This window comes from Agrobacterium sp. T29, assembly GCF_006970545.1.
Taxonomy (GTDB): Bacteria; Pseudomonadota; Alphaproteobacteria; order Rhizobiales; family Rhizobiaceae; genus Agrobacterium; species Agrobacterium leguminum.
Window position 1 is genome coordinate 2,451,618 of the sequence record NZ_CP040640.1, and the last position, 16,573, is coordinate 2,468,190.

The 16,573-nt window shown below is 59.4% G+C and carries 17 protein-coding genes; 1 reads left to right on the forward strand and 16 read right to left on the reverse strand.

Annotation, left to right across the window (positions count from 1 at the left end):
- Window positions 1–62: 62 nt before the first annotated feature.
- The 13 genes from FGF54_RS12335 to sdhC form a co-directional block, all read right to left on the reverse strand.
- Window positions 63–704: a LysE family translocator gene (locus tag FGF54_RS12335; protein ID WP_142779823.1), complete on the reverse strand. Its 642-nt coding sequence runs from the start codon at window positions 702–704 to the stop codon at window positions 63–65.
- A 12-nt stretch (window positions 705–716) separates the two neighbouring features.
- Window positions 717–1,130, reverse strand: coding sequence for an MAPEG family protein (locus FGF54_RS12340; protein WP_065656958.1), 414 nt, complete (start codon window positions 1,128–1,130; stop codon window positions 717–719).
- A 70-nt stretch (window positions 1,131–1,200) separates the two neighbouring features.
- A complete protein-coding gene (gene odhB, locus FGF54_RS12345; RefSeq protein ID WP_065656957.1) occupies window positions 1,201–2,433 on the reverse strand; it encodes a 2-oxoglutarate dehydrogenase complex dihydrolipoyllysine-residue succinyltransferase in 1,233 nt (410 codons plus the stop codon).
- A gap of 53 nt (window positions 2,434–2,486) precedes the next feature.
- On the reverse strand, window positions 2,487–5,483 hold the full coding sequence (locus FGF54_RS12350; protein WP_142779824.1) for a 2-oxoglutarate dehydrogenase E1 component: 2,997 nt from the start codon (window positions 5,481–5,483) through the stop codon (window positions 2,487–2,489).
- A 178-nt stretch (window positions 5,484–5,661) separates the two neighbouring features.
- On the reverse strand, window positions 5,662–6,564 hold the full coding sequence (gene sucD / locus FGF54_RS12355; protein ID WP_003492390.1) for a succinate--CoA ligase subunit alpha: 903 nt from the start codon (window positions 6,562–6,564) through the stop codon (window positions 5,662–5,664).
- A gap of 17 nt (window positions 6,565–6,581) precedes the next feature.
- Window positions 6,582–7,775, reverse strand: coding sequence for an ADP-forming succinate--CoA ligase subunit beta (gene sucC, locus FGF54_RS12360; RefSeq protein ID WP_035263523.1), 1,194 nt, complete (start codon window positions 7,773–7,775; stop codon window positions 6,582–6,584).
- Window positions 7,776–7,806: 31 nt separating this feature from the next.
- Complete coding sequence (gene mdh, locus FGF54_RS12365) at window positions 7,807–8,769, reverse strand: malate dehydrogenase (RefSeq protein WP_003523512.1); 963 nt, start codon at window positions 8,767–8,769, stop codon at window positions 7,807–7,809.
- A 178-nt stretch (window positions 8,770–8,947) separates the two neighbouring features.
- On the reverse strand, window positions 8,948–10,111 hold the full coding sequence (gene zapE, locus FGF54_RS12370; RefSeq protein ID WP_142779825.1) for a cell division protein ZapE: 1,164 nt from the start codon (window positions 10,109–10,111) through the stop codon (window positions 8,948–8,950).
- Window positions 10,112–10,203: 92 nt separating this feature from the next.
- Window positions 10,204–10,746: a protease inhibitor Inh/omp19 family protein gene (locus FGF54_RS12375; RefSeq protein WP_142779826.1), complete on the reverse strand. Its 543-nt coding sequence runs from the start codon at window positions 10,744–10,746 to the stop codon at window positions 10,204–10,206.
- 205 nt (window positions 10,747–10,951) lie between these two features.
- A complete protein-coding gene (locus FGF54_RS12380) occupies window positions 10,952–11,731 on the reverse strand; it encodes a succinate dehydrogenase iron-sulfur subunit (protein WP_003523509.1) in 780 nt (259 codons plus the stop codon).
- 15 nt (window positions 11,732–11,746) lie between these two features.
- A complete protein-coding gene (sdhA, locus tag FGF54_RS12385) occupies window positions 11,747–13,588 on the reverse strand; it encodes a succinate dehydrogenase flavoprotein subunit (protein ID WP_003523508.1) in 1,842 nt (613 codons plus the stop codon).
- Between the two features lie 7 nt (window positions 13,589–13,595).
- Complete coding sequence (gene sdhD / locus FGF54_RS12390; RefSeq protein WP_020811956.1) at window positions 13,596–13,976, reverse strand: succinate dehydrogenase, hydrophobic membrane anchor protein; 381 nt, start codon at window positions 13,974–13,976, stop codon at window positions 13,596–13,598.
- An 11-nt stretch (window positions 13,977–13,987) separates the two neighbouring features.
- Window positions 13,988–14,380 (reverse strand): succinate dehydrogenase, cytochrome b556 subunit, encoded by a 393-nt coding sequence (sdhC, locus tag FGF54_RS12395; protein WP_003523506.1) that lies wholly within the window; start codon window positions 14,378–14,380, stop codon window positions 13,988–13,990.
- Between the two features lie 306 nt (window positions 14,381–14,686).
- On the opposite strand from sdhC, the gene FGF54_RS12400 reads away from it, so the two are divergent.
- Complete coding sequence (locus FGF54_RS12400) at window positions 14,687–15,067, forward strand: hypothetical protein (protein WP_168208082.1); 381 nt, start codon at window positions 14,687–14,689, stop codon at window positions 15,065–15,067.
- 54 nt (window positions 15,068–15,121) lie between these two features.
- Here the strand turns inward: FGF54_RS12400 and FGF54_RS12405 are convergent, their stop codons facing one another.
- From FGF54_RS12405 to FGF54_RS12415, 3 genes are read right to left on the reverse strand one after another with little or no spacing between them, the layout of a single operon-like run.
- Window positions 15,122–15,766, reverse strand: a complete 645-nt coding sequence (locus FGF54_RS12405; protein ID WP_142779827.1) for a methyltransferase — start codon at window positions 15,764–15,766, stop codon at window positions 15,122–15,124.
- A gap of 7 nt (window positions 15,767–15,773) precedes the next feature.
- Window positions 15,774–16,217: an EVE domain-containing protein gene (locus FGF54_RS12410; RefSeq protein ID WP_003523502.1), complete on the reverse strand. Its 444-nt coding sequence runs from the start codon at window positions 16,215–16,217 to the stop codon at window positions 15,774–15,776.
- 6 nt (window positions 16,218–16,223) lie between these two features.
- Window positions 16,224–16,517 (reverse strand): YciI-like protein, encoded by a 294-nt coding sequence (locus tag FGF54_RS12415; protein ID WP_142779828.1) that lies wholly within the window; start codon window positions 16,515–16,517, stop codon window positions 16,224–16,226.
- Window positions 16,518–16,573: the final 56 nt, after the last annotated feature.

Below are 16,573 nucleotides of genomic sequence, written 5' to 3' on the forward strand. Positions count from 1 at the left end.
TGGTTCCTGCTTTATAGGGGCAAGATATCGGATCAATGCCCAGCTTCCGTTTGACCTGAAACTCAGGCCGCTTTTTCCGTTGCGAGTTTTATACCGAGAGCGATGAAGACCACACCGCTGGTGCGGTCGATCCATTGGCTGGCGCGCTGAAATGCGGCGCGCATGCGCGGCGTCGTCATGAACAGGCTGACACCGAAGAACCACAGGATAAGGCAGCTCGCCATGACGAGCCCGTATCCGAACTTGATGGCGACTGGCGTGTGAGCGTGAACCACCGTCGAAAAGATCGACAGGAAGAAAAACACCGGCTTGGGATTGAGTGCATTGGCGGCAAAACCGAGCGTAAAGGCCTTAAGCGCGGTCTGGCTGCTTTTCGCCTGAACGCCTTCACCTTCAGCGGCGGGCAATTCGGTCTTGCCGGCGCGCAGCGCCTTGATGCCGATATAGATCAGATAGGCGACACCCAGCCATTTGACGATGTTGAAGATATAGATCGACTGAGAAATGATGAGGCCAAGTCCGAGGATCGTATAGGTGACGTGGAACATCAGAGACGTCCCAACCCCGAAGCTGGTGATGATGGCCTGCTTGCGACCATGCACCATTGCCTGGCGCATCACCATAGCGAGATCAGCGCCGGGCGAGACGATCGCAAAGGAAAAGATCGCCATCAGGGATGCAAGTTCGATGAGATATTGATGCATCACGAGCCGCCTTCAAAACATCAGCACGATAAACATGAGTGCCAGACCAAGCATTGAGCCCAGCCAGACGAACGAGCGGATATAAGGAACGCCCGTAAGATAAAGCGGGATATAGACAACACGGCAGATCAGCCAGAGCCAGGCACCAATAAGCGCTAGCCCGGATGGGTCACCCGCCATGATAACGCCGAAGGCGAGTGCCACAAAAGCCGGATAGGTCTCCCGGAAATTCGCCGATGCGCGCGAAGCGCGACCGGAGAGCTTGCCCTGTGGCTTCTGCTCACCGTCCCTAGGACCCGCATTCCATTCACGACCCAACTCTCTGGTCGCCATCATCCCCTGTAACAGGACATGCACGACGAGAAGAAGAACGCTTAGACCGATAAGCGGTAAAAAAGGTGAAGCGGCAAGAAATGTCGGCTGCACGTCTGCTCTCCCGGGTGGTCTTTCAGCGGGGCTTCACTTGAAACCCCGCTGAAACGAAAAGCAAAACCGATTAAAGATCGAGAACCAGACGTTCCGGATCTTCCAGGCTTTCCTTGACGCGAACGAGGAAAGTCACGGCTTCCTTGCCGTCAACGATACGGTGATCGTAGGAGAGCGCAAGATACATCATCGGACGGATGACGACCTGACCGCCGATGGCGACCGGACGCTCCTGGATCTTGTGCATGCCGAGAATGCCCGACTGCGGTGCATTGAGGATCGGCGAGGACATCAGCGAACCGTAGACGCCGCCATTGGTGATGGTGAAGGTGCCGCCCTGCATGTCGGCCATGCCGAGCGAACCGTCACGCGCCGCCTTGGCGAGGCGGCCGAGTTCCTTTTCGACACCGGCGATGGAGAGCTGGTCGGCATCGCGGATAACCGGAACGACGAGGCCCTTGTCGGTGCCGACAGCCATGCCGACGTGACAATAGTTCTTGTAGATGATGTCCGTTCCGTCGATTTCCGCGTTGACGGCGGGCAGTTCCTTCAGCGCGTGGGTAACAGCCTTGGTGAAGAAGCCCATGAAGCCGAGCTTGACGCCATGCTTCTTCTCGAACACATCCTTGTAACGGTTGCGCAGGTCCATGACCGCGCTCATGTCCACCTCGTTATAGGTGGTCAGCATGGCGGCGGTGTTTTGCGCGTCCTTCAGACGACGGGCGATCGTCTGACGAAGGCGGGTCATCTTCACGCGCTCTTCGCGAACGGCATCCTGCTCGGCGGAAACCGGACGGGGTGCAGCGGCCGGAGCGGGAGCGGCAACCTGTGCCGAAACGCCCTTGGCGACAGCGGCAAGAACATCACCCTTCAGAACCTGACCGCGCTTGCCCGAACCGTCGACCTGATCGGCGGACAGGTTGTTTTCAGCAAGCAGCTTGCCGGCGGCAGGTGCAGGCGGCATGGAGCCGGTTGCCGGTGCGGCAACGGCGGCAGGTGCCGGTGCGGCAGCCGCAGCAGGCTTTGCCGGTTCTGCGGCAGGTGCGGAGGTCGCAGCGCCGGCAGCACCTTCGGCGATCTGGCCGAGAAGCGCGTCGAGACCGACGGTTTCGCCGTTCTGCGCAACGATTTCGGTGAGAACGCCGGACGCAGGCGCCGGGACTTCGACGGTAACCTTGTCGGTTTCCAGTTCAACGAGAGGTTCGTCGGCCTTGACGGTGTCGCCGACCTTCTTGAACCAGGTGCCGACGGTCGCTTCGCTGACGGATTCGCCGAGGGTTGGTACGCGGATTTCAGTGGCCATGATCTAGTTCCGTTATTCAGGTGTCTTTTTTGCGGGGCGGTGCGGGAGAGTTTTCACTCTCCCAGCGCGTCTTCCAGGAACGCAGCAAGCTGCGCCAGGTGCTTGGACATCAGGCCGGTCGCCGGAGAGGCGGCAGCCGGACGGCCCGTGTAACGGACCTTCTGGTACTTGGCGTCGATATGCGCCAGAACCCATTCCAGGTAAGGATCGATGAACGACCACGCACCCATGTTCTTCGGCTCTTCCTGGCACCAGACCATTTCCGCATTGCGGAAGCGCGACAGCTCGTTGATGAGCGCCTTGGCCGGGAACGGGTAAAGCTGTTCGATACGCAGCAGGTAGATATCGTCGATACCGCGCTTTTCACGCTCTTCGAGCAGATCGTAATAGACCTTGCCCGTGCACATGACGACGCGGCGGATCTTCGAATCCTTCTGCAGCTTGATCGGACCGTCCTTGATGACTTCGGCGTCGTCCCACAGGAGACGGTGGAAGGAAGACTCGCCTGCAAGCTCGGCCAGCGAAGAGGTGGCGCGCTTGTGACGCAGCAGCGACTTCGGCGTCATCAGGATCAGCGGCTTGCGGAAGTCGCGCTTCACCTGGCGGCGCAGGATGTGGAAGTAGTTGGCCGGCGTCGTGCAGTTGGCAACCTGCATGTTGTCTTCGGCGCACATCTGCAGCCAGCGCTCCAGACGGGCGGACGAGTGTTCCGGGCCCTGACCTTCGTAACCATGCGGCAGAAGGCAGACGAGACCGGACATGCGCAGCCACTTGCGTTCACCCGAAGAGATGAACTGGTCGAACACCACCTGCGCGCCGTTGGCGAAGTCGCCGAACTGGGCTTCCCAAAGGGTCAGCGCATTCGGACGGGCCAGCGAGTAACCGTATTCGAAGCCGAGAACAGCTTCTTCCGAAAGCATCGAGTTGATGACTTCGTAACGGGCCTGCGTCGGCGAAAGGTTGGCGAGCGGGATGTAACGTTCTTCGGTTTCCTGATCGTAGAGAACCGAGTGACGCTGCGAGAAGGTGCCGCGTTCGCAATCCTGACCGGAAAGACGAATCTTATGGCCGTCGGCAACGAGCGAACCGAACGCAAGCGCTTCCGCCATTGCCCAGTCGATGCCTTCGCCCGTCTCGACCATCTGCGAGCGATTTTCCATGAAGCGCTGGATCGTGCGGTGCGCGCTGAAGCCTTCAGGAATGGTCGACAGCTTCTTGCCGATCTCCTTCAGCTGCTTCATCGGCACGCCGGTCTTGCCGCGACGCTGCTCATCGGCATTGTCGGCAGCGCGCAGACCCGACCACTGGCCGTCCAGCCAGTCGGCCTTGTTCGGCTTGTAGGACTGGCCTGCCTCGAACTCCTGCTCGAGATGAGCGCGCCAGTCGGCCTTCATCTTCTCAAATTCGCCTTCGTTGATCAGGCCTTCGGCGATCAAACGGTCAGCGTAGATGCGCGCCACGGTCTTGTGGCCGCGGATGACCTTGTACATCTTCGGCTGCGTGAACGCCGGCTCATCGCCTTCGTTGTGGCCGAAGCGACGGTAGCAGAACATGTCCACGACGACGGGCTTGTGGAACTTCATACGGTATTCGGTCGCAACCTTCGCCGCATAGGTCACAGCTTCCGGATCGTCACCGTTGACGTGGAAGATCGGCGCTTCGATCATCTTGGCAACGTCGGACGGATAGGGCGACGAACGCGAGAAGGCCGGGTTCGTCGTGAAGCCGATCTGGTTGTTGATGATGAAGTGCATGGTGCCCGCAACGCGGTGACCGCGCAGACCGGAAAGACCGAGAATTTCAGCAACCACGCCCTGACCGGCAAAAGCGGCATCGCCATGCAGAAGCAGCGGCAGAACCTTGGCGCGCTCGGAAAGCGGAATGATATCGCCGTCCCACTGCTTGGCCAGCTGGTCCTGCTTGGCGCGGGCCTTGCCCATGACGACAGGGTTGACGATTTCAAGGTGCGACGGGTTGGCCGTCAGCGACAGGTGAACCTTGTTGCCGTCGAATTCGCGGTCGGAGGAGGCACCGAGGTGGTACTTCACGTCGCCCGAACCCTCGACATCGTCAGGCTTGAACGAACCGCCCTTGAACTCGTGGAACACGGCGCGGTGCGGTTTGCCCATCACGTTGGTCAGAACGTTCAGACGACCGCGGTGAGCCATGCCGAGAACGACTTCTTCCAGACCTTCCTGGCCGCCACGCTTGATGATCTGCTCCAGCGCCGGGATCAGCGATTCACCGCCATCGAGGCCGAAACGCTTGGTGCCCTTGAAGCGCACGTCGAGGAACTGCTCGTAGCCTTCGGCCTCGACCAGCTTGGACAGAATGGCCTTCTTGCCTTCAGCCGTGAAGGCAACGCCCTTGTCCGGACCTTCGATGCGTTCCTGAATCCAGCCTTTTTCTTCCGGGCTGGACATGTGCATGAATTCGACGCCGATGGTGGAGCAGTAGGTGCGCTCCAGAATATCGATCATCTCGCGCACCGTCGCGTATTCGAGGCCGAGCACGTTATCGATGAAAATCTTGCGGTCGTAGTCGCTTTCCTCGAAGCCGTAGGACTTCGGCGACAGCTCGTTGTAATCCTCAACCGCGACCGCGATGCCGAGCGGATCGAGCTTGGCATGCAGGTGGCCGCGCATGCGGTAGGCGCGGATCATCATGATGGCGCGAACGCTGTCACGCGTCGCCTGCAGAACTTCCGCCTGGCTGACCGGCTTGCCGGTGTCGGCGCTCTTGGCCTCAGCTTTCGCCTGAACCTTCTTCTCGATGGCCTTTTCGACCGTGGCCCAGTTGCCGTCGAGTGCGGATACCAGTTCGCCATTTGCCGGGATCGGCCAGTTGGCGCGCTTCCAGGAGGCGCCCTTGGCCGCCTTCTTCACGTCTTCCGGATTATCGGACAACGCCTTGAAGAAGCTCTGCCACTCCGGCGACACGGAAGAGGGGTCCTCTTCGTACCGGGCATAGAGCTGCTCGATATAGGCTGCATTCGCGCCGTCCAGAAACGACGTGATCTGAAACTGCTCGTTCGCTTCTTGCCTTGCCATTGTGTTCTTGCGGACTTATCCGTCCGCCTCCTCGATGCCGTTAGGGCCGTTCGCCGGCCTGCCGCTTTGATTATTGCTGTCTGCCGCCGGGGCGGTATGCCGTTCTGTCTGTCGTTCCTTGCGGCATCGGGCAGCGTGGCATTGAAGCCGCGCCGCCCGTTACCGATGTCATGTGGTCTCAGCCCTTGAGGACTTCAACCAGCGTCTTGCCGAGGCGCGCCGGAGAGGGCGATACCTTGATACCGGCTGCTTCCATTGCCGCAATCTTGGACTCTGCGTCACCCTTGCCGCCGGAAACGACAGCGCCGGCGTGGCCCATGGTGCGGCCCTTCGGAGCGGTGCGGCCCGCGATGAAGCCGGCCATCGGCTTCTTGCGGCCCTTCTTGGCTTCGTCGATCAGGAACTGCGCCGCATCTTCTTCAGCCGAGCCGCCGATTTCGCCGATCATGATGATCGACTGCGTGGCGTCGTCAGCGAGGAACATTTCCAGCACGTCGATGAACTCGGTGCCCTTGACCGGGTCGCCGCCGATGCCGACAGCCGTGGTCTGGCCGAGGCCTTCGTTGGAGGTCTGGAACACGGCTTCATAGGTGAGCGTGCCCGAACGCGAAACGATACCGACCGAACCCTTGCGGAAGATGGAGCCCGGCATGATGCCGATCTTGCATTCTTCCGGCGTCAGGATACCCGGGCAGTTCGGGCCGAGCAGGCGAGACTTGGAGCGGTCGAGGCGAGCCTTGACGCGAACCATGTCCATGACCGGGATACCTTCGGTGATGCAGGTGATGAACGGAATTTCCGCATCGATGGCTTCGATGATGGCGTCTGCTGCACCTGCCGGCGGAACGTAGATCACGGATGCGTCAGCACCGGTCTTCTCCTTGGCTTCGGCAACCGTTGCAAAGATCGGCAGGCTTTCGCCCTTGGAACCGGTCCAGGTTTCGCCACCCTTCTTCGGGTGAATACCGCCAACCATCTGCGTGCCGTAATAGGCAAGCGCCTGTTCGGTGTGGAAGGTGCCGGTCTTGCCGGTCAGACCCTGAACGAGGATCTTCGTGTCTTTATTAACAAGAATAGACATTATTTCCGGTCCCTCAATTAGCCGTTGATCGCCGCGACGATCTTCTTGGCTGCGTCGTCCAGATCGTCAGCAGCCGTAATCGCAAGGCCAGATTCGTTCAGGAGCTTCTTGCCAAGTTCGACGTTGGTGCCTTCAAGGCGAACGACGAGCGGAACCTGCAAACCGACTTCCTTCACCGCGGCGATTACGCCCTCGGCGATGACGTCGCACTTCATGATGCCGCCGAAGATGTTGACGAGGATGCCCTCGACCTTCGGGTCGGCCGTGATGATCTTGAAGGCTGCCGCAACCTTCTCCTTGCCGGCGCCGCCGCCGACGTCGCAGAAGTTAGCCGGCTCTTTGCCGTAAAGCTTGATGATGTCCATCGTCGCCATGGCGAGACCGGCACCATTGACCATGCAGCCGATGTTGCCGTCGAGCGCCACGTAAGCGAGGTCCCACTTGGAGGCTTCGATTTCCTTGGCGTCTTCTTCGGTCTCGTCGCGCAGCGCCTTGACGTCGTCGTGGCGGAACAGCGCGTTGCCGTCGAAGGACATCTTGGCGTCGAGAACGCGCAGATGGCCATTTTCCATGACGATCAGCGGGTTGACCTCGAGGAGAGCCATGTCCTTCTCGTTGAAGGCCTTGTAGAGGATCGGGAAGAGCGCCTTGGCGTCTTCGGCTGCAACACCGTCAAGCGCGAGAGCCTTGGAGATCGCAGCAACGTCAGCGTCGCTTACACCCTTTTCCGGGTTGATGGCGATGGTGTGGATCTTTTCCGGCGTGTCGTGGGCAACAGCCTCGATGTCCATGCCGCCTTCCGTGGAAACCACGAAAGCAACCTGACCAACGGAACGGTCAACCAGCAGCGAGCAGTAGAGTTCGCGGGCAATGTCGGCACCGTCTTCGATGTAGAGGCGGTTGACCTGCTTGCCGGCTTCACCGGTCTGCGCCGTTACCAGCGTGTTGCCGAGCATGTCCTTGGCGTGGGAAACGACTTCGTCGATGGACTTCGCCAGACGAACGCCGCCCTTGGCGTCCGGGCCGAGTTCCTTGAACTTGCCCTTGCCGCGGCCGCCAGCGTGGATCTGGCTCTTGACGACGTAGAGCGGGCCGGGAAGCTGCTTGGCGGCAGCTTCGGCTTCTTCGACCTTGAGAATGGCGACGCCTTCAGCAACCGGCGCGCCGTAGCCCTTCAGAAGAGCCTTGGCCTGATATTCGTGAATATTCATGGAATAATCCCTGTTTGGAGCCGCTAGGCTATTACTTCAGCGACGGAGCGATGTTGACGCAGGCTTCGCAAAGACCAGCGACAGCGCCGACGGATTTCTGGAAGGCGGCTTCTTCTTCCTTGTTGAGTTCGATCTCAATGATGCGCTCGATACCGCCGGCACCGATGATGGTCGGCACGCCGACATACATGTCGTCGACGCCATACTGGCCCGAGAGGTGGGCAGCGGCGGGCAGAACGCGCTTCTTGTCCTTGAGGTAGGATTCAGCCATTTCGATTGCCGAAGCAGCCGGCGCATAATAGGCCGAACCGGTCTTCAGCAGGCCGACGATTTCCGCGCCGCCGTCACGGGTGCGCTGGATGATCTGCTCGAGGCGCTCGGCGGTCAGCCAGCCCATCTTGACGAGATCGGTCAGCGGAACGCCGGCAACCGTGGAGTAGCGGGCGAGCGGCACCATGGTGTCGCCGTGGCCGCCGAGAACGAAGGCAGTGACGTCTTCAACCGAAACGTTGAACTCTTCGGCGAGGAACAGGCGGAAACGCGCGCTGTCGAGAACGCCGGCCATGCCGACGACCTTGTTCTTCGGCAGGCCGGAGAACTTCTGCAGCGCCCAGACCATGGCGTCGAGCGGGTTGGTGATGCAGATGACGAAAGCGTTCGGGGCATATTTCTTGATGCCGGCGCCGACCTGCTCCATGACCTTGAGGTTGATGCCGAGAAGATCGTCGCGGCTCATGCCCGGCTTGCGGGCAACGCCAGCGGTGACGATGCAGACGTCAGCACCTTCGATGGCGGCGTAATCGGAAGCGCCGGTGAGCTTTGCATTGAAGCCTTCAACCGGACCGGACTGGGCAATATCCAGACCCTTGCCCTGCGGGATGCCGTCGGCAATATCGAAGAGGACGATATCGCCCAGTTCCTTCAGGCTGGCGAGATGCGCCAGCGTGCCGCCGATCATGCCAGAACCAATAAGTGCAATTTTTTTGCGAGCCATCGAATGCTTCCTCTTGAGCTTCAATTCAATTTCACCGCGCCAAACCGGCAGCCAAATTGTCGGACTTCGATTAGCCCCATTGGCCAAAATTGGCAACAGATTCTTTTGTGATGAATATTTTCAATCGTTTAGATCATTATTTTCTTACGTAAACGTAAGAAAATACGTCACGAAAGTGTCAAACTTTCTGGCGTTTTTCGTGGTGCAGCGCCAGATAATCCGCACTGCGCATTTCAAACAGGCGCGAGGCGGTGCGATCGAACTCGAAACCTTCGGTCCCCTTGCGCCTACCGAGCAGGTCTTCCGGCATGGCGGCAGCGGAGGCAAAAAGCCGGACGCTGTGATCGTAAAGCGCATCGATGAGGATGATAAAACGCTTGGTCTCGTTGCGCTTGTCCGCATTCAAGAACGGAATGTGATCAATGAAGACCGTATCGAAACGATTGGCAATGGCAAGGAAGTCAGAAGCCCCAAGCGGCTTTTCGCAAAGATCGGAAAAGGAAAAACGGGCAACCCGGCCGCTGGCGCGCGGCACCAGAATGGAACGGCCCTTCATCGGTATCTCGGTCGGCGCAACGAGGTGACCGGCAATCATGTGCCGCCAGGCCATGTCCATCGCCTGATCCGCCGAACCGTCGAGCGGCGTGACATAGACGGGCAGGCTTTCCAGCTTCTCCATCCGGTAATCGGTGGGGCTGTCCAGCGTCACCACCTCCACATGCTTTTTCAAGAGATCGACGAACGGCAGGAACAGGCCGCGATTGAGACCGTCCTTGTAGAGATTGTCCGGCACGACGTTGGAGGTCGTCACCAATGTACAGCCATTGGCGAACAGCTCGCTGAACAGCCGCGCAAGGATCATCGCATCGGCAATATCCGTGACCGTAAATTCGTCGAAGCACAAAAGCTCCGCTTCCGCCAGGAGCTGGGCCGCAACGGGCGGAATCGGATCGGCCTGTTTGGTTTCGCCATTCTTCAGCTTCTGCCGATGCGCATGCACACGATTATGCACATCCGCCATGAACTCGTGAAAATGGCAGCGCCGTTTGGAAGAAACGGGCGCCATCTCGTAGAACATGTCCATCAGCATCGTCTTGCCGCGGCCGACGCTGCCATAGACATACAGTCCCTTGACGGCTGCCGCAGGCCCGGACTTGCGCGCAAACATCCAGCCGAGCGCACTCTTCTTCTTGGCGGGCTTGCGTGCCTTCAGATCGGCAAGGATACGGTCCAGATGCGCCGCCACACCAAGCTGGGCGGCATCGGCCTGCAAGGTGCCAGCTGCCGTCAATGCGTTGAGCTGTTCAACGACACTATGATTGTAGTCAGGCAAGGGCTTCATGGATAAACGCCTCGGACGCGGGCGCACAAAGGCACCCGCGACGAATGGACAGGCCTAGAGCGAAAAGAGCGTTCCGGCTGCACCGGATAGACTCATCGGCTGAGGCTGAGCGGCTGGCCGCTATTGGTGGTGCCATCAAAGCGCGCATCGGCACTCTTGTAGACGCGGCCAATCGTATCGCCCGAACGGTTCTTGAAGAGAACCATCTTGCCGGACACTTCCCAGGACCCCATCGCCGTCAGCTCGCCGGAGCATCCACGCGTGCCGCCACGAGAACCGCTGCCGAGATTGGTGAGCGTCAGGAACATGTCGCAATTGGCGCCGCCATTGGAAACGCGCCAGTTGCCGACCATGGATTCCTTGGTAACGTCAAGTGCGGCGGCCGGCGGAGCGGCAGAAGCGACATTGGTTCCGCCAGGGGCGGCCGAGGCAGGTGCCGACGGGAACTGGCTGCCCGTGGCGCCACCGGGCGGCGGCAGGGCGCCGGACTGGACCGAGGGCACCGGCTGCGCCTGTAAAGGCGGCGTATAACCGGGATTGTTGCTGGCGTTGTTGTTGTAATCGTAGGAGGTACGTTGGCAACCGGCGAGAGTCATCACAACCGCAAGGCCCGTCACCACATATCTGAATTGCATATCAAGCTCCCGATTCTCTCGCTTCCGGAAAGATCATGATCAAACAAGAAGGCTGAATTATTACCAAAGCCTTATCTTGCGCAAGCGATGGCCGGGATAATTACCATTTCGGTCGATTTTTACCGAATTTTCCCACGCCGGGTTGTAAAAAGGGCCACGGTCGAGACCGCGGCCCGCTAGATTTTCTGTCGTCAGCGAATCGCCTTTAAACGCGGCGCTCGACCATCATCTTCTTGATTTCCGCGATGGCCTTGGCCGGGTTCAATCCCTTCGGGCAGGCCTGCGCGCAGTTCATGATGGTGTGGCAGCGGTAAAGGCGGAACGGGTCCTCAAGATTGTCGAGACGCTCGCCGGTTGCCTCATCGCGGCTGTCGATCAGCCAGCGATAGGCCTGCAGCAGAACGGCCGGACCGAGATAACGGTCGCCATTCCACCAGTAGCTGGGACAGGAGGTGGAGCAGCAGGCGCAGAGAATGCACTCGTAGAGACCGTCCAGCTTCAGGCGGTCCTCGTGGCTCTGTTTCCATTCCTTGGCGGGCGTCGGCGAAACCGTCTTCAGCCAGGGCTCGATGGAGCGATGCTGGGCGTAGAAGTTCGACAGATCGGGAACGAGGTCCTTCACGACGGGCATATGCGGCAGCGGATAAACCTTCACCGTGCCGTTGATCTCTTCCATGCCCTTGGTGCAGGCGAGCGTGTTGGTGCCGTCGATGTTCATGGCGCAGGAGCCGCAGATGCCTTCGCGGCAGGAGCGGCGCAGCGTCAGCGTCGGGTCGATATTGTTCTTGATGTAGAGAAGCGCATCGAGAACCATCGGCCCGCAATCGTCGACATCGATATAATAGGTGTCGATGCGCGGGTTCTGGCCGTCATCCGGGTTCCAGCGATAGATGCGGTATTCGCGCACATTCTTGGCGCCGTCCGGCTTCGGCCAGACCTTGCCTTCGCTGATCTGGGAATTCTTGGGGAGAGCGAGTTCAACCATATCCAGTTCCTCAAATCAGTAGACGCGCGCCTTCGGCTCGATCTTTTTCGGATCGATGCCGTCGGCGATGAGGTCGGTGTGGACCGGGCGGTAATCGAGTTTCACGTCGCCTTCCGGACTGACCCAGGCAAGCGTGTGCTTGCGCCAGTTCACGTCGTCGCGACCGGCGAACGGACCGTCGACGAAATCCTCGCGAGCGTGCGAACCGCGGCTTTCCTTGCGCGCTTCCGCGCCATAGACCGTGGTGATCGCATTGGCCATGAGGTTGTGCAACTCGAGCGTCTCGACCAGATCGGAGTTCCAGACCATCGAACGGTCGGTGACCTTGACGTCAGGCAGTTCCTTCCAGATGGCGGAAAGACGCTGGCAACCGCTTTCCAGCGATTCCTGCGTGCGGAACACGGCCGCATCGTCCTGCATGGCGCGCTGCATCTTGTCGCGCAGCACCGCCGTCGGCGTCGAGCCGTTGGCGTAACGCAGGCCGTTGAAGCGCTCCATGATCTTGTCGCAGGCAGCCGTATCGAGAGCGGGAACAGCCTCGTCACGATTGATGACCTGAGCGGCGCGGATTGCCGCAGCACGGCCGAAGACCACGAGGTCGATCAGCGAGTTGGAACCGAGACGGTTGGCGCCGTGAACCGAGGCGCAGCCGGCTTCGCCAACAGCCATCAGGCCGGGCGCGATACGTTCCGGGTTGTTGGCATCGGCATTCAGCACTTCACCCCAATAGTTGGTCGGAATACCGCCCATATTGTAGTGAACCGTCGGCAGGACCGGGATCGGCTCGCGGGTCACGTCGACACCGGCGAAAATCTTCGCGCTTTCGGAAATGCCTGGAAGACGCTCATGCAGGATCGCCGGATCGAGGTGATCGAGATGCAGGAAGATGTGGTCCTTGTTCTTGCCGACGCCGCGGCCTTCACGGATTTCCATCGTCATGCAGCGCGAGACAACGTCGCGCGAGGCAAGGTCCTTGGCGGAAGGCGCATAACGCTCCATGAAGCGCTCGCCTTCGGAGTTGACGAGATAACCGCCTTCGCCGCGTGCACCTTCGGTGATCAGGCAGCCTGCGCCATAAATACCGGTCGGGTGGAACTGAACGAATTCCATGTCCTGAAGCGGCAGGCCTGCGCGGGCGATCATGCCGCCGCCGTCGCCGGTGCAGGTATGGGCCGAGGTCGCCGAGAAATAGGCGCGGCCGTAACCGCCGGTCGCCAGAACCACCATCTTGGCGGCAAAGCGATGGATCGTGCCGTCATCAAGGTTCCAGGCGACGACGCCGGTGCAGCGGCCATCCGGAGACATGATGAGGTCGAGCGCGAAATATTCGATGAAGAATTCCGCATTGTTGCGCAGCGACTGGCCATAAAGCGTGTGCAGAATGGCGTGGCCGGTACGGTCGGCGGCGGCGCAGGTGCGCTGCACAGGCGGGCCTTCGCCGTAATTCTGCATGTGACCGCCAAACGGGCGCTGATAAATCTTGCCTTCTTCGTTGCGCGAGAAAGGCACACCGTAATGTTCCAGCTCATAGACCGCCTTCGGCGCTTCCATGGCGAGATATTGCATGGCGTCAACATCGCCCAACCAGTCGGAGCCCTTTACGGTGTCGTAAAGGTGCCACTGCCAACAGTCGGGCGTCATGTTGGTGAGCGATGCGGCGATGCCGCCCTGCGCCGCAACCGTGTGGGAGCGCGTCGGGAAAACCTTGGTGATGCAGGCCGTGCGGAAACCCTGTTCCGCCATGCCGAGCGTTGCGCGCAGACCCGCGCCACCGGCGCCCACCACGATCACGTCATAGGAGTGATCGACATAGGTGTAAGCCTTGCCATTCTGGGAAGGTGAACTGATCGATGCCATGGCGGGATTATCCTGCGAATGCGATTTTCAGAATGGCGAAGATGCAAAGACCGCCAATGAGAACCGCGAAAAACATATTGAGCATCAGAAGAACGAGCTTCGAAACCTCGGCGTGAATATAGTCTTCAATGATGACCTGCATGCCGAGCTTCATGTGGATGAGGCCGGAAACCAAAACCAGAGCCATGATGACCGCAACGAGCGGGTTCGACAACGCCGCAACGACTTCAGGATAGGGCGCGCCGGCATATCTGATGAGGAAGACGACAAAGAAGATGAGCAACGGAACGTTGGCGACCGCAGTCACGCGCTGACGCCAGAAATGGTCGGTGCCTTCCTTGGCGGAGCCGAGGCCGCGAACCTTTCCGAGAGGTGTACGCATATCCATGAAAAATCTCCTCAGCGCACGATCAGGGCAATGACCCAGATCAGCGCGGTCAGACAGATCGACACCACCCACGAGGCCTTCGCCAGCTTGGTGGTAAAGTGCTTTTCGAAGCCGTAGCCCAGATCCCACATGAAATGGCGAAGGCCGCCAAGCATGTGATGGACCAGAGCCCAGGTGTATCCGATCAGGATGAGCCTGCCGATGATCGTACCCATCGCCCAGTTGACCCAGTCGTAATAGGCAGGACCCGAGGCGATTGCGATCAGCCACCAGGCAACCAGAAGCGTTCCGAAATAAAGCGCGCCGCCCGTGATGCGGTGCACGATGGATGCAACCATCGTCGGAATCAGCTTGTAAACTTGAAGATGCGGCGACAGAGGCCGGTTATTAGTCGCATTCGCCATCAGAACCTCGCGGCGTTTTCCCGTGCGCCCATCAGACAGGACGCCCCCAAGCAACAGCACATGACGAAAGAATGTGCATTGCACCAACCGCGACGTTTAATCACATGGGAGCATCACGACAAGCACATTTCATGGCCGATTCCAATTTAATCGATTGGTTCACGAATTTTTTTTGGAATTTTTTTGCGTCAAAATAAAAAATCGAGCGTTTCCAAGATTTACGCCCCTAAAATATTTACCTTTACGTAATTCATGAATCGTGTAATTTACCTTTGGTTAACCAAAAAAATCTGGAGAATGAGGCTCATGTTACAGCGCCGAATCGCCACTTTGACCATGATGGTCGCAGGCGTCATTTTCACCGTGGTGCCTTCAGCGGCGGCAGAGAATTCTTATGGCCGCCGTGATTATCAGCACAACTATCAACATCGTCAATCGCAGGTGAGTTTCTCGACGGACGGGCTGCCATCCACCCTCTCCGGCGGTACTTACGTCGGTGCGATATCGGCGCTGCGCGTTCGCGGCAACGGCAATTATTTCGCAATTGGCGGCGGGCTTTCACGGAAAGGCGCAGCGGTTGCGGCGGGCACGCAGCTTGCGCCAAAGGCGAAAATCATCGATGTCCGTGCTGAAACCGCTGGCGACGCCTGCGCCTATGAACATGGCGTCTGCATTATCCGGCCCTGAAGCATTTTCGGCAAAAGCATAAAACGGTTTTACTGCAAATGCGTGATGCGCTGATCAGATAAAACGCCACACCGTGGTCTTCTTCACTTCACTGTCTTCCAGCGCCCGCGTCACCGGCACCTGATAGGTCGCCTCCGCGCGGAGCCGCTCTTTGGGCAAATAAGCGCGTCCGGGATCGCCGACGAGGATGGTCACGCCTTTTTCCGTCAGTTCCAGAAACCACGGTACGAGAAGCTCGGCAAAGGCACGGTCGTAAAACACATCGCCGGCCAGCAGAATATCCGCTTCGACCGGTTTCCCAACCAGATCAAGCCCGGTGAAAGCAATGTCCACGCCATTGAGAGCCGCATTCAGCCGAATGGCCGCCTCTGTCCACGGATCGATATCGGCCGCCAGAACCGCACCGGCGCCCGCCTTTGCCGCAGCGATGGCGACCAGACCGGAGCCGCTGGCGAAATCCAGCACGCGCCTGCCGGACACGCTGTCGGGATGATCGAGAACGTAGCGGGCAAGCCCCTGCCCGCCGGCCCAGGCGAAGGCCCAGAAGGGCGGCGGCAGGCCGATCGCTTCCAGCTCCTCCTCCGTCTTCAACCACAGCTCATGGGCTTCGGTGGCGAGATGAAGACGCAACTCCGGCACATGCGGCGGATGCATGATGGCGGTATTGTCGAGAATGAAGCGTTCGGGATCGGTCCTCACCGAAGCATCAGTCCGGTGACTTCGGTGGGTTGGCGAGACCGCCCATGCGGCAGACCTCAAGATATTCCTCTTCCGTCACCGGCTGCACGGAAAGCCGCATGGAAGTGACAAGCGACATCTTCGCCAGCTTCGGATTGGCTTTCACATCCTTCAGCGAAACGGGCTGCGGCATGTCGCAGACGGCGCGGATATCCACGCAATCCCATTTCAGATCGCCTTCGGCGGTCGAGTCCGGATGCGACAATGCGCAGACTTCGACGATGCCGACGACATCCAGCCCCTCATTGGAGTGGTAGAAGAAACCCTTGTCGCCGATCTTCATGGCCCGCATGTTGTTGCGCGCCTGATAATTGCGCACGCCGGTCCATTCTTCGCCCGCCTCGCCCTTGGCCTTCTGCATTTCCCAGGACCATTTGAACGGCTCGGACTTGTAAAGCCAGTAATTCGCCATATCCGGTCATGCTCCCGGATTGTTGAAGACCCAATTATAGGGCCTCACGTCAACGCTTTCGAACAGGCCGGCCTTGGCGTAGGGATCGGCATCGGCAAGCGCCTTCGCGGCATCGATATCGGCGGCGTCAACGATCACGAGGCTGCCATTCGGCTTGCCTTCGGCATCCAGAAACGGACCGGCGATCTTCAGCGTGCCCTCGGCATTCAGCTTGTTCAGGTGCTCCAGATGCGCCGGGCGTGTTTCCATACGCACATTCAGATGACCGGGCTTGTCCTTGCAGATAAAGGCAAACAGCATTTTCGTCTCCTCGTTAAAACATGTCTTCCAAACGCGTCAGCGGTTTGGCGCGAAGA